At 74.9% G+C, this 12,241-nt stretch carries 13 protein-coding genes; 5 read left to right on the plus strand and 8 right to left on the minus strand.

Going from position 1 to position 12,241, the window contains the following annotated elements; genetic code table 11:
• Together FHE66_RS09915 and FHE66_RS09920 are read left to right on the plus strand one after the other, a co-directional pair.
• The coding region (locus FHE66_RS09915; RefSeq protein ID WP_176554732.1) for a ribonuclease H at nt 1-688 on the plus strand (688 nt) is incomplete at its 5' end.
• 37 nt (nt 689-725) lie between these two features.
• Nucleotides 726-1,202, plus strand: coding sequence for a hypothetical protein (locus FHE66_RS09920; RefSeq protein ID WP_139072796.1), 477 nt, complete (start codon nt 726-728; stop codon nt 1,200-1,202).
• Between the two features lie 109 nt (nt 1,203-1,311).
• Here FHE66_RS09920 and FHE66_RS09925 read toward each other — a convergent pair whose 3' ends face one another.
• Genes FHE66_RS09925 through map form a run of 3 tightly spaced genes read right to left on the minus strand, consistent with a single transcriptional unit; the run spans nt 1,312 to nt 3,794 of the window.
• Nucleotides 1,312-2,307 (minus strand): HEAT repeat domain-containing protein, encoded by a 996-nt coding sequence (locus FHE66_RS09925; protein WP_139072797.1) that lies wholly within the window; start codon nt 2,305-2,307, stop codon nt 1,312-1,314.
• On the minus strand, nt 2,301-2,966 hold the full coding sequence (locus FHE66_RS09930) for a HEAT repeat domain-containing protein (RefSeq protein WP_139072798.1): 666 nt from the start codon (nt 2,964-2,966) through the stop codon (nt 2,301-2,303). Before FHE66_RS09930 ends, FHE66_RS09925 begins: the two co-directional genes overlap by 7 nt.
• A 54-nt stretch (nt 2,967-3,020) precedes the next feature.
• Entirely contained in the window at nt 3,021-3,794 is a 774-nt protein-coding gene (gene map / locus FHE66_RS09935) for a type I methionyl aminopeptidase (protein ID WP_139072799.1), read from the minus strand.
• Nucleotides 3,795-3,872: 78 nt separating this feature from the next.
• Between map and FHE66_RS16000 the strand changes: the two genes are divergently transcribed.
• Nucleotides 3,873-5,372, plus strand: coding sequence for an FGGY family carbohydrate kinase (locus FHE66_RS16000; protein ID WP_139072800.1), 1,500 nt, complete (start codon nt 3,873-3,875; stop codon nt 5,370-5,372).
• On the opposite strand, the gene FHE66_RS09945 is transcribed toward FHE66_RS16000, so the two are convergent.
• The 5 genes from FHE66_RS09945 to flgN form a co-directional block, all read right to left on the minus strand.
• Nucleotides 5,369-5,875 (minus strand): hypothetical protein, encoded by a 507-nt coding sequence (locus FHE66_RS09945; protein ID WP_139072801.1) that lies wholly within the window; start codon nt 5,873-5,875, stop codon nt 5,369-5,371. The two genes, FHE66_RS16000 and FHE66_RS09945, sit on opposite strands and share 4 nt — an antisense overlap.
• Before the next feature lie 112 nt (nt 5,876-5,987).
• On the minus strand, nt 5,988-6,365 hold the full coding sequence (locus FHE66_RS09950) for a flagellar assembly protein FliW (protein WP_139072802.1): 378 nt from the start codon (nt 6,363-6,365) through the stop codon (nt 5,988-5,990).
• Nucleotides 6,362-7,297 carry a flagellar hook-associated protein FlgL gene (gene flgL / locus FHE66_RS09955; protein WP_230976494.1) on the minus strand — a complete coding sequence of 312 codons (936 nt, stop codon included), beginning with the start codon at nt 7,295-7,297 and terminating at the stop codon, nt 6,362-6,364. The genes FHE66_RS09950 and flgL overlap by 4 nt, the downstream gene beginning before the upstream one ends.
• Nucleotides 7,298-7,316: 19 nt before the next feature.
• Nucleotides 7,317-8,732: a flagellar hook-associated protein FlgK gene (gene flgK, locus FHE66_RS09960; RefSeq protein ID WP_139072804.1), complete on the minus strand. Its 1,416-nt coding sequence runs from the start codon at nt 8,730-8,732 to the stop codon at nt 7,317-7,319.
• Nucleotides 8,733-8,740: 8 nt separating this feature from the next.
• Nucleotides 8,741-9,220, minus strand: a complete 480-nt coding sequence (flgN, locus tag FHE66_RS09965) for a flagellar export chaperone FlgN (protein ID WP_139072805.1) — start codon at nt 9,218-9,220, stop codon at nt 8,741-8,743.
• 400 nt (nt 9,221-9,620) lie between these two features.
• Here flgN and FHE66_RS09970 point away from each other — a divergent pair, with 400 nt between their 5' ends.
• The gene (locus FHE66_RS09970) at nt 9,621-10,466 is read left to right on the plus strand and encodes a sigma-70 family RNA polymerase sigma factor (RefSeq protein WP_139072806.1); all 846 of its coding nucleotides are present in this window, start codon (nt 9,621-9,623) and stop codon (nt 10,464-10,466) included.
• An 84-nt stretch (nt 10,467-10,550) separates the two neighbouring features.
• Complete coding sequence (locus FHE66_RS09975; RefSeq protein ID WP_139072807.1) at nt 10,551-12,098, plus strand: glycosyltransferase family 2 protein; 1,548 nt, start codon at nt 10,551-10,553, stop codon at nt 12,096-12,098.
• Nucleotides 12,099-12,241 lie beyond the last annotated feature (143 nt).

The following is a 12,241-nucleotide window of genomic DNA, read 5'->3' on the forward strand; positions in this document are numbered from 1 at the left end:
ATGGTCGACACAGACCCAGCTGGGCAAGCAGATCGGGCTGGACGCCCGCCAGGTGGGGGCGCGGCTCAGCGAGCTCGGCCTCAAGTCGGGATCCGCGGCCACCGAGGCCGCCGTGACCAAGGGCCTGGCGCGCCTGACGACCATGCGGGACGGCACCGAGTTCTACGTGTGGTCCACGGCCGAGGTGCTCACCCTCCTCGGCGGTCCGCGGGAGACCGCGCCCCCCGCCGCGACAGCGGCGGAGTCGGCCTTCGACCTCGTCTACGCCACCGACGGCTCGGCGATCCGCAACCCCGGTCCCACCGGCTGGGCGTGGGTCAACCAGCGCACCGGTGAGACGGGCGCCGGTGGCCTGAGCCACGGCACGAACAACATCGGCGAGCTGCTCGCCCTGCAGTACGCCCTCGAGCACGCCGGGCCGGAGGGTGACCTCCTCGTGCGGGCGGACTCCCAGTACGTCATCAACATCGCCACGACGTGGGGGCGCGGCTGGCAGCGTCGCGGCTGGAAGAAGGCCGACGGCAAGGTCCCGGAGAACCTCGAGATCGTCAAGGCGATCCTCGCGCTCCTCGACGCGCGCACCGGACGTACCGAGTTCCAGTGGGTCAAGGGCCACGCCGGGGACCACTTCAACGAGATCGTCGACCAGCTCGCCAACGCCCAGGCCCGGGCCGCGGGCGCGGCCTGATCCGCGGGCGTCCGCCGGCTCGAGGAGCGAGGAGACCGTGAGCATCGACGAGCAGGTCGAGCGGGCGGGGCGTGAGCGGCGCGTCCTCGTCGTCGTCGTGCTCCTCGTCGTCGGGGCCACCGTCGTCGGCCTCGCGACGTCGGTCCTCCTGGCTGTCGCGTCCGGGGACGGGGACGCCGTCGCGGGTGCTGCCGGAGCCCTGTGGTTGCTCGGGCTCCTCCTGCCCGTCGCCGTCGTGGCGCTCGCTGCCGCGCTCCGCCGCGATCCCGGCTCCTGGCTGTGGGCCGCCCTGGCCGCCGGGGCCGTCGTGGTGGCCGCGGGGCCGGTGCTCGCGCTGGTCGCGCACGGCGGCTGGGACGCCACGGTCCTCCTCGCCGGCCGGTGGGGCAGCAGCAGCGAGCTGAGCCTCACCGCGTTCGCGTGGCTGTCGTGGGTGACCGCGGCGGCACTTCTCGCCGGCGCCCTCGTCGGCCACCGGCGCCTGCCTGCCCCGCCGCCGAGCGCTGGATCCTGAACCGCCCGCGAGCCTGCGCTCCGGGGCGTGCAGGATCCAGCTCTCGGCGCGGGTGGGGCGGGGGCGCCGCATCAGGGGGAGAGGGCGGGTCGGCCGGGCGACGGCTGGGTCAGCCGGGCGCGGCGGTGCGGTGGAGGACGGCGCGGGCGGTGAGGGAGACCGAGCGGTCCTCGTCGCGGGCCAGGGCGGTCAGTGCCCGGCGGGCGCCCGGGCACGGCAGCTCGGCGAGTGCCTGGGCCAGCCGCCTGCGGACGGCCGGGGCGCCGTCCCGCGCCGCTGCGACCAGCGCGGCGACGACCTCCTCGGCCCCGACGGCCATCGCGGTGAGAAGACCGAGCGTCTCGGCGGCCTCGACGTCGAGGCGACCGTCGACCACCATCGCGACGAGCACCGGCACCGCCTCCCGGCCCCCGCGCGCACCGACCGCCAGGGCGGCACGGTCACGGACGTCCTCGTCCGGGTCCGCGAGGGCGGTGACGAGCGCGTCCGTCGCGGCGTCGTCCTCCACCGTCGCCAGGCCCGCCACCGCGCGCCGGCGGACCTCGGGGTCCGGTGAGCGGAGGCCCTCGGCGAGGGCGGTGAGCGCGCCCTCGCCGGCCCGGGCCAGCGCCCAGCCCAGCGCCCCCGCGACGTTCGTCTCGGTCTCGCCGAGGTAGGCATCGGCGAGTGCCTCGGCGGGCAGGTCGTGCGCGGAGCTCAGCGCCAGGCGCTGGCGCCGCCCGGCGCGCGGGTCCTCCAGTGTCCGGAGCAGGGGGAGGACGCGCAGCACCTCGTCCCACGCCCCCGGCGAGGTCGCGTCCACCCGGCGCAGCCGGGCGAGCAGCTCCTCGCCCTGCGCCACCCGCCGCTCGGTCTCGGCGACGAGCCCGGCGAGCAGGCCGGCGGGTGTGGACGACGGGTCGTCGAGCGCGCGGCGGACCTCGGCGAGCGACAGGCCGAGCGAGCGCAGGCTCTCCACGTGGAGGACCCGCCGGACGTCCTCCTCGGAGTACTCGCGGTACCCGCCGTCCGTGCGCCCGGTCGGCCGGACGAGCCCGAGGCGGTCGTAGTGGCGCAGCATCCGCGCGCTCACCCCCGAGCGGCGGGCGACCTCCCCGATCAGCACGGCGGCCGGGGAGCGGCGGCGAGCAGGACGGTGCGCGTCGCCTCGTCCAGCGCGTGGGAGAGGTCGGCGTCCGGGTCGGCCAGGAGCCGTGCCGTCGCCAGGGCGTGGGCCCGCGCCGCGTCCGTCCCGCTGCCCGCCGCGGTGGCCAGCGCGTGGTCCACCGGGGCCACCGGGGCCAGCGCCACCAGTGCGCGGCTCAGGCTCAGCCGGGTCTCGTGGTCGCCCCGGCCCAGCTCAGTCACCAGCTCCTCCACCAGCGCGGCCTCCTCACCCGGCGGGACGAGGACGACGGCGGCACGCCAGGCGCTGCGGGCCGCCTCGTCGTCGGCGTCGTGGAGCAATCCTGCCGGAAGCTCGCGCCACGCACGAGGGTCGCGGACCTTCGACAGGGTGTGCAGCGCCTGGCTGCGTGCCTGTGCGCCGCCGGAGCGGACCTCCGCCAGCAGCCGGGGCACCGTGAGGCCGGCCGGGTGGCGGGTGAGCGCCCAGGTGAGCATGTCCCGTACGAAGAAGTCCGGCTCCACGGCGCAGCGCCCGACGAGCGGGTCGACGAGCGCCGGGTCGGGCCGGGTCCCGGCGCCGAGGGCGGCGCGCAGCCGCGTCGAGGCGACGGGCGCCGAGAGCGCGGTGAGCAGCGGGCCGTGGCGGGTGGTGTCCATGACCCCCACCCAAGGCGTTGTCACCGTGTCAAGGTCAACGCCCGTCGCACCGGGTCAGCCGTCCGCGCGGGCGGTGAGGACGAGCGGGCCGTCCTCGGTGACGGCGACCGTGTGCTCGCTGTGGGCGCCGCGTGAGCCGTCCGCGCTGCGCAGCGTCCACCCGTCGGGGTCGGTGCGCAGCTCGTCCGTGCCGGCCATGAGCCACGGCTCGATCGCCACGACGAGACCCGGACGCAGCCGCAGCCCGCGGCCCGCGCGTCCGTCGTTGGGGATGTGCGGCTCGCCGTGCATCGTGCGCCCCACGCCGTGCCCGCCGAACTGGAGGTTGACGCCGTAGCCGTGCTCGCGCGCGACGGCGCCGATGGCGGCGGAGATGTCGCCGATCTTGTTGCCGACGACGGCGGCGGCGATCCCCGCCTCGAGGGCGATCTCGGTCGTCCGGATGAGCCGCAGGTCCTCCTCGCGCGCCTGGCCGACGACGACGCTCACGGCCGAGTCGGCGACCCAGCCCTCGACGGCGGCGGCGAAGTCGAGGGACAGGAGGTCGCCGTCGCGCAGCCGGTAGTCGTGGGGCAGCCCGTGCAGGACGGCGTCGTTCACCGACGTGCACAGCACGTGGCCGAAGGGTCGCGCGCCGAAGGAGGGGTGGTAGTCGATGTAGCAGGACTCCGCGCCGGCGGCGCGGATCATCTCGTGCGCGAGGGCGTCGAGCTCCAGGAGGTTGACCCCCACGGCGGCGGCGTCGCGCACCGCGCTGACGACCTCGGCGACGAAACGGCCGGCCGGGCGCATGGCCTCGACCTCCGTGGGGCTCTTGAGCTCGATCACCGCCTCAGGTTACGGCGCGACGGCGCGGTGCGCGGGGTGGGCCGCCGTGCGCCGGGCGGCGGCTGGCACACTGGGCCGATGCGCAGCCTCGGGCTCGACGTCGGGACGACCAACGTCAAGGCAGTCGTCGTCGAGCACGGGCCGCTGCGGACCGTGGCCCGCGCGGCGGCCCCCACCCCGGTGAGCGGCCGGGAGCTCCTCGCCGTCGTCCGGCGGCTCGTCGAGGAGGTGGGCGCGGACGTCGACGTCGTCGGTGTCGCGTCGATGGCCGAGACAGGAGTCCCGCTCGACGACGAGGACGCCCCCCTCGGGGACCTCGTCCGCTGGGACCCCTCCCGGGCCGCCCGGCACGCCGCGGCGCTCGCGGCGACCTACGGCGCCGACGCGCTCTTCGCCGCGACGGGCGTGCGGCCGAGCGGCAAGGTGCCGCTCGCCACCTGGGCCCACCTGCGCGCCGAGGACCCGGCACGGTGGGCGGCGATGTCCCGCTGGGCGGGCGCGGCCGACCTCGTCGTCCTCGCGCTCACCGGCCGGCTCGTCACCGACCACACGCTCGCCGGCCGCACGATGGCCTACCGGCTGCCCCCGCCCGGGACCGACCTGCCCGCCGGGTTCGACCCCGACCTCGTGTCCGCCGTCGGGATGCGACCCGAGCAGCTCCCGGAGGTCGCGCTGCCCGGGGCGCCGCCCGCGCGTGTCCCGGCCGGTGGCCGGTGGGGGCTGCGGGAGGGGACGCCCGTCGTCGTCGCCGGGCACGACCACCAGGTCGGGGCGTGGGCGGCGGGGATGCGTGAACCAGGCGACGTCGCCGACTCGGTCGGCACCGCCGAGGCCGTCGTCCGCGTCCTCGGCGAGCTGCCGCGTGCAGGATCCGGCTCTCGGCGGGAGGGGGCGGGGGCGCCGGTGGGGGCGGGGGCGCCGGTGGGGGAGGACCGGGCGGCGGTGGCGGCGGCGGGGATGAGCCTGGTGCGGACGGTCGAGGGGCGGCACGAGGCCCTCGTCGCCGGGTCCTCGAGCGCGGGCGCCACGCTCGCCTGGTGGGCCGGGCAGCTGGGCGGGTTCGACGCGCTCGGACCGCTGCTCGCGGCCGCGGCGGACCGGCCCCGCACCGCTGCGTCCCCGTTCCTCCTGCCCTACCTCCGCGGGCGGCAGACGCCCGAGCCCGACCCCGCGGCCCGCGCCGTCGTCGTCGGGCAGGCATCCGACGACGTCGACCGCACCGCAGCCGTCCTCGACGGGCTGGCCCTCCAGGCACGCTGGATGCTCACGGCGCAGGCCGGGCTCGCCGGGGCGGACCCGGCCGCGGGCCACGTGCTCGTCCTCGGCTCCGCAGCCGGCGCCGGGTCCGCGTGGCTGCGGGCCAAGGCCGCCGCCGGTCCGGCGCCGCTGCGGGTAATCGGTGAGGGGGAGGCGGTGGCGGTCGGCGCGGCGCTGCTCGCGGCGCACCGGGCAGGACTGGCGGAACCGGTCCTCCTGCCCTCGGCCCAGGCCGGCCACGACCACCTGCCCGTCTACGACGAGCTGTTCCGCAGCTTCGTCGCCGCCGCGCGGGCGAGCAGCCGGTCCGCCGAGGGTTAGGCGAGGAAGTCGAGCAGGCCCTGCCGCAGGACGCGCCCGCGTGCGGTGGCTGCCTTGCGCCCGATCTCCTGCAGCTGGAGCTCGACGGCGGCGTCGGCCGGGTCCTCGTGGGTCAGCTCGGCGGCCGGGATCGCGGTCAGGTCGTCGTCCTGGGAGGTTCCGGCGCGCACACCGGTGAGGGCGGTGATGCCGCCGAGGAGCTCGCGCAGCGCGGTGCGGTGCTGGTCGAAGATCTCGCCCCACGGAGCCGGGGCGCGCTGGGCGATGGTGGCCAGGGTGGCGTCGGGCCCGAGGCCCAGGACGCTGGTCGCCCCCACGGCCTCGCTCGCGCGGGCGAGCTCGGCGATGTCCAGGGCCTCCAGGGCGGTGTCGACCTCCCGCGAGGCGAGCGGGACGCGCGCCGTGCGGCCGGTCTCGAGCAGTGCCCGCTCGCTCTCCAGCCGGTGCAGGAGGAGCTCCAGCACGTCACGCTCGTGCCACAGGAAGTCCGACAACGCGCGCATCGCCCACGTCCTTCGGTTCGGTGCGGGCCGCGCCGGCGGTGGAGGGCGGGCGGGCCGCAGGTGGAGGCGGTCTCTACCCCGAGCGTACGCCCTCGGGTCACGCGTCAGAGTGCTAAGGACAGACCGGTGCGCGCAGCGGGTAGGAGCTGCCCTCGAGGATCGTCTGGACCGCCGCGCCCGTCTCCGGGTTGAGCAGGACCGGCGCCAGGAGGTTGGCGGTGGGTGCCTCGCCGTCACCCGGACGGACGACGACGAGCACGGCCGGCTCCTGCGTGCCGAGCTCGGCCAGCGCCTCCTCGCTCACGCGTGGGGCGTAGTCGGGGAAGAACGGGCGCGGGTCGAGGAGGAACAGGCGCACGCCCTCGGCGTCGGTCGCCCGCAGGGAGTACAGCTCCTCGGTCACCGCGCTGAGGGTGAAGTCGGTGAGGGAGCCCAGACCCGGGGGCGGGACGAGGAAGCGGACGCGGGCCTCGGTGACGACGGCGCTCATCGCAGGAAGTCCAGGAGGCTCGGCTGCAGCACGCGGGAGGTGGCCCCGAGCGCCGCCTGGTAGCTGACCTCCTGGATCTGGAGGTCGACGATCGTCTGCGCGAGGTCGGCGTCCTCCACCGAGGACACCTGGTTGGTCAGCGTGACCTGCCGGGCCGAGATGGCGTCCTGCGCCTGGAGCACCTGCTTGTGCCGGGTGCCGACGCTGCCCACCTCGCCGAGCACCGCGCCCAGCCGCGAGTCCAGGTCGTTGAGGAAGCGGCTGACGTCCTCGTCGCCGGCCTCGACCTTCGCCGCGATCTCGCGCAGGAGGGAGAAGACCGACATGCCCGCCGGCTCGCCCGTGGCGTCGCGGACGAGCTCGCCGTTCGCGTCCACGACGTCGACGCCGAAGACGTCCGCGCCCGCGGAGTCGACCCGGACCGACGTCGTGTCCGAGACCTGGCGCAGGACCTCGGCGCCGGTCCGGCCGGTGTAGCTGACGGTGCCGGCCGCCGTCGTCGTGTAGGCCGCCTGGGTGGAGGTGCCGGCGAAGACGGAGCGGCCGAGGTAGGTCGTGTTGGCGACCTCGAGGAGGCTGTCCGCGGTGGCCCGCAGCTCGTTGGCGATGGCGGAGCGCGAGCTCGGCCCCTGGGAGCCGGTGTTGGCGCCCTGGACGGTGAGGTCGCGTGCCCGGCGCAGCGAGGTGAGGGCGTCCCCGAGGGCGTCGTCCACCGTGGTGAGCCAGGCGTCGCCGTCGGCCGCGTTGCGGGCGTACTGCGCCGTCGTGCGCTGGTCGGCACGCAGCCGCATCGCGTCGACGGTCGCGGCGGGGTCGTCCGACGGGCGAAGGACGACCTTGCCGGTGGTGAGGCGCTCCTGCAGGTGCGCCATGCGGGAGATGTTCTCCTGGAGCTGGACCAGGGAGGCTCGCTGGAGCCCCTGCTGCGTCACTCGGCCGATCATCGTCGTCCTACCTTCCCACCACGCCGGTGCGGTTGATCAGGGTGTCGAGCATCTCGTCGACGGTCGTGAGGACCCGGGCGGCTGCCTCGTAGGCGCGCTGGTACATCACGAGGTTGACGCTCTCCTCGTCGAGGTCGACGGCGGTGTGGGAGAGCAGCTGGCCCTCGGCGATGCCGCGCGTGTGCTCGGCTGCCTCGGCGCGGCGCACGGCCGCGCGGGTGCTGACCCCGAGGTCGACGACGGCCCCGCCCCACAGGTCCCGGGCGCCGGAGAGCTTGGAGATCGCGGTGGCGATCGAGCCCTCGACCTCGCCGGGGACGCCGGTGGTTAGGTGAGCGATGTCGGTGACCGCGACCCTCAGGCCGAGAGCGGGGTTCAGCCCCGGCGCGAAGGAGAAGAAGTCCCGGGTGACGCCGTCGTGGCCGGGCAGGGAGGAGTGCAGCGCGTTGACCTCGGTGGCGATCGTCGTCACGAGGGCGTCGTAGGAGGCCGCCATGCCCGCGAAGGGGCCGTCGGTGGCGAGCGTGTCGACCAGGCCGGAGAGCCGGCCGCCGGTGGCACCCGCGGTGTCGCCCGACGCCGCCCAGACGAGCCGCGGTGGGCCCGCGTGGGCGCCCCAGCCGTCGTCGGGCATGGAGCTTGCGCCGGCCAGGCCCTCGAGCGCGGACGTGCCGTGGACGGCGACGGCGTAGGTCTGGTCGCCGCGCACGAGGGCGTTCCCGCCGACCATGACGTCGATCGTGCCGTCGGCCCGCGCTCGCACCTCCCCGCCCACGAGTGAGGCGAGGTCGGTGAGCAGGACGCCGCGCTGGTCGATGAGCTCGTTCGCCGGGACCCCGGAGACCTGGGCGTCGCGGATGCGCGCGTTGAGGTCGGCGACGGCCACGGCGGTCGTGTTGACGTCGTCCGCGATGGCCGAGGCCTGGTCGCGGGTGGCGACCCACTGGCTCTCGGCCGCGCGGTAGGAGTCGGCGACGGCCGCGACGAGGGAGTTTGCGTTGCCGAGGAGGACGGCCTTCGCGGCGGTGTCGTCCGGACGGTTGGCGACGTCCTGCCAGGAGGTGAAGAAGGTGTCCAGGCCGGCGGCGAGACCCTTCTCGCTCGGCTCCTTGACGCTCGTCTCGACGAGGCGCCAGCCGGCGGCGACCGCGCCGAGGCGGGAGGCGGAGGAGGTCTGCGTGCGGAGCTTCGTCTCGGCGAACAGGTCACCGAGCCGCTCCACCGAGGTCACCCGCACGCCGAGGCCGCGAGCCGTGCCCGTCATCGTCGGCTGGGTGCCGCCGGTGATCGCCTCGAGGTTGACGCGCTGGCGCGTGTACCCCGGGGTGTTGACGTTGGAGATGTTCTGCCCGACGGCCTCGAGCGCGATGCGCTGGGCGTTGAGGGAGGTGTAGGCACCGTTGAGTGCGGAGAAGGAGCTCATGAGGGCCTCTACAGGGACTTGTCGACGAGGTGGGTGTCGGCGGCGCCGCGGGTGGTGAGCCCGCGGGCGTCGTAGACGTCGACGCTCTCGCTCAGGGACATGAGCGTCTCCTGCGTCGCGTGGTGGGTGGACATGAGGAAGTCGCGGTTGGTCCGGGCGACCGAGGCGATCTCCGACGTGAGGGTGAGGAACGCGGCGCGGTGCTCGCGGAGGATGCCCTCCCAGGGCGCGGGAGCCGCGGTGGCGATGTCGAGGAGGCTCGCGCCGTCGGGCAGGTCGAGCTCGGCGACGAGGGCGGCGACCTCGACGGTCCGGGCGAGCTCGGCGGTCCGCACCTGCGCCAGGACGGCGTCGACGTCGCGGACGGCGCCGGGCAGGAGATCGGTACGCCCCGCGTCGAGCAGGAGGTGCTCCACCTCCAGCCGGTAACGCAGCGCGTCGAGCAGATCCCGCTCGCGCCAGAGGAGATCCGAGAGCGAACGCAGCATGGTGTCCACTCCCTCCTGTGCCTGCACGTTGACCATCACGTCCATCCCATCGGCGCGGTCGGCCGCCGTATGAGGAAAGAGAGAGGCGGATTTGAGGGCCCCAGGTGGTCGGTTGGTCCCGAAGATCCCACTTTCGGACGAGAGTGAGTGTGATCCGGGTCACGTCCACCGGGGACGAACGTCCCAGAATCCGTGAAATCTACAGTTGAAGCGGTGAATGGTTTCCTGATAGGGGGCCAATGACGGAAATAGGGGCTTGTACTTTTGGAGGAGTCGGCCCCATGCTGAGGTCGTTCGCTCCCGTCGGGGCGACCCGGAGACGGGAATCGGCGGGAACGAGCCCAACGATCACGACTAAGGGTGGGCCGGGGCTGGCCGCACCCGCTTTGGGGGTATGGCCATGGCGCTTGCGCGTCACGAGCAGGACGAGCTCATCCAGCAGCACCTCTCACTGGTGGGCTACCACGTGAGCGAGATGATCCGGCGGGTACCCGCCCACGTGCAGCGTGACGAGCTCGCCGCTGCCGGCTCGCTCGCCCTGGTCCAGGCAGCCCGCGCCTTCGACGCGGAGCTGGGTGTCCCGTTCGGCCGGTACGCCTCGACCCGCATCCGCGGCGCGATCCTCGACGAGCTGCGGGGCATGGACTGGGCCTCGCGCGGTACTCGCCAGCGCGCCCGCCGCCTCGGTGAGCTGACCGAGCGCCTCACCGCAGAGCTCGGCCGGGCACCGCGCCCCGAGGAGCTCGCCGACGCCATGGGCGTCGGGGTTGAGGAGGTCCGCTCCATCCGCGACGACGCGCAGCGCCGGATCGTCTCCCTGGACGCCGACACCACGACCGGCGCGGCGACGCTCGCCGACCAGTCCCTGAGCCCCGAGCAGCGCGTCGTCGTCGCCGAGCGGCTGCGCTACCTCACCGCCGGCGTGACCGAGCTGCCCGACAAGCTCCGCGTCGTCGTCGAGGGGATCTTCTTCCAGGAGCGCCCGGTCGTCGAGATCGCCGAGGAGCTCGGCGTCACCCAGTCGCGGATCAGCCAGCTGCGCACCCAGGCGCTCGGGATGCTGCGCGACGCGATGAACACCGCGCTCGACCCCGAGCTCGTCGCCGTGACGCCGGAGGTCCCCGGGGTCGCCGAGAAGCGCCGCCAGATGTACTACGCGGCCGTGGCCCAGCGGGCGAGCACCTCGGCGATGCACGCCGCGGCGGTCGAGCTCGCGGTGCCGGCCGTCGTCAGCGAGGCGGTCTGACCCAGGGCCTCCGCCCGGGCTCAAGTCCGCGCGCGGCCGACCGATAGGCAGGTCGAGCAGACGACCGACCTCCTGGGAGCCCGCGTGTCACGCAAGCCCGAAACGACCATCTCCGCCGTCCTCATCGTCAAGGACGAGGAGGAGTGCCTCGCACGGTGCCTCGAGTCCGTGCGGTGGGTCGACGAGATCGTCGTCTACGACACGGGATCGAGCGACCGGACCGTCGAGATCGCCCGCCGGTTCACCGACACCGTCGTCGAGGGCTACTGGGACGACGACTTCGGCGCGGCCCGCAACCGCGCGATCGCCCGCGCGACGGGGGAGTGGGTGCTCGTCGTCGACGCCGACGAGCAGTTCGTCGGCAGCCCGCACACGGTTCGCAAGCACCTGGGCTCCGGGCGTGCGAACTTCTTCACCATCCCCGTCGGCACGCAGGTCGTGCAGCCGGGCACCATCGACCCGTCCGCGACGTCCGTGCGCTTCTTCCGGCGCTCCGACGGGCAGTACGCCGGCGCTCTCCACGAGCAGGTGGTCAACCGTCCCGGGGTGCGGCGGGTGCTGCGACCGCTCCCTGGGGCGTCGATCACGCACACCGGCTACTCCGAGGGGCCGGAGGCGATGGAGGCGCGCTTCCGCCGCAACCTCGAGATCGCCGAGCGGGAGCTGGAGGCAGCGCGGGACGCGGGCCAGGACGGGCATGAGGTCGCGATCCGGGAGAGCAACCTCGCGCGCTCGCTCGTGGGGGCCGGTCGCCGGGAGGAGGGCATGGAGCTGGGGGAGCGTGTCCACGACGGGGGCGCGCTGCCCAACATCGCGATGGAGAGCTTCGCCCGGGCGATGGCGATCACCGCAGCGGCCCACGGTGACACGGTCCTGGCCCGCCAGTGGGCGGGCCGGCTGCGGGCCGTGGCCAACCACCCGGTCTGGGCCGACACCGTCCTCGTGGAGATCAGTGCGGCCGAGCATGACCCGGTCGCCACGCTCGACGCCCTCGAGCTCGTCCCCACGACGATGGTCGACGAGCACGGCCGTCAGGTCCGGCGGGTCGAGTACTCCCGGTACGAGGTCTGGGCGCTGTGGAAGCTCGGCCGGGCTCGCGACGTCCGGCGCGCCGCCGTACGCGCGGCAGCCGCGGGCGTGCTGCCGGGACAGCCGCACGAGCTGTGGGAGTGGGTCGGTGAGGACGGCCTGCGCGAGGTGGTCGAGGCGCTGACCGAGGACGCGTGGCAGCTCCTCGGCGTGCTGTGCACGCACGTCGGGGCCACCGAGGCCGCGCGGAACGTGCTCGACCTCATGGCCCGGGTGCGCCCCGGGGACCTCGCGGTGCTGCTGTGCGCCCGCGAGCTGCGGTTCCCCGCCGACCTCGCCGGCCTCGAGGAGGCCGCGACGTGGTCCGCCCGGATGCGCACGGCGGGCCTGGAGGAGTACTGCACTCTCGTCGCCCTCGCCCAGGACGTCGGGACGCCGGCACCGCAGCGGGCGCGGGCCGCCGCGCTCGCCCACTTCGCCTACGGCGACCCGCGGGCCCTGCCCGCCCTGGAGGACGCGCTGGCGGCCGTCGCCCCGGAGGACGAGGCCGAGCTCGCCGCGCACCTCGACGTCCTGGCGCCGGGCCTCGTCCAGCGCGCCTGACTCCCGGCCGCGTCGTCCCGAAGTCTCCCGGCGAGATCTCTCAACATCGCTCCCACCCTGCCGATCAGTGCGGGTGTCCGCCCATGGATGGGCGGGTGATCTTGATCCTTCAGGAAGAAGAGGAACCACCATGGCTATGTCCG

The organism is Georgenia sp. 311, from assembly GCF_006151955.1.
GTDB lineage: Bacteria > Actinomycetota > Actinomycetes > Actinomycetales > Actinomycetaceae > Oceanitalea > Oceanitalea wutianyii.

Excerpts from the sequence above, each read along its gene's own strand:
- FHE66_RS09930 (WP_139072798.1), bottom strand. The coding sequence starts at position 2,966 with ATGGACACCACCCGCCACGGCCCGCTGCTCACCGCGCTCTCGGCGCCC.
- FHE66_RS16000 (WP_139072800.1), top strand. The coding sequence starts at position 3,873 with ATGCGCAGCCTCGGGCTCGACGTCGGGACGACCAACGTCAAGGCAGTC.
- FHE66_RS09945 (WP_139072801.1), bottom strand. The coding sequence starts at position 5,875 with ATGCGCGCGTTGTCGGACTTCCTGTGGCACGAGCGTGACGTGCTGGAG.
- FHE66_RS09950 (WP_139072802.1), bottom strand. The coding sequence starts at position 6,365 with ATGAGCGCCGTCGTCACCGAGGCCCGCGTCCGCTTCCTCGTCCCGCCC.
- flgK (WP_139072804.1), bottom strand. The coding sequence starts at position 8,732 with ATGAGCTCCTTCTCCGCACTCAACGGTGCCTACACCTCCCTCAACGCC.
- flgN (WP_139072805.1), bottom strand. The coding sequence starts at position 9,220 with ATGCTGCGTTCGCTCTCGGATCTCCTCTGGCGCGAGCGGGATCTGCTC.
- FHE66_RS09970 (WP_139072806.1), top strand. The coding sequence starts at position 9,621 with ATGGCGCTTGCGCGTCACGAGCAGGACGAGCTCATCCAGCAGCACCTC.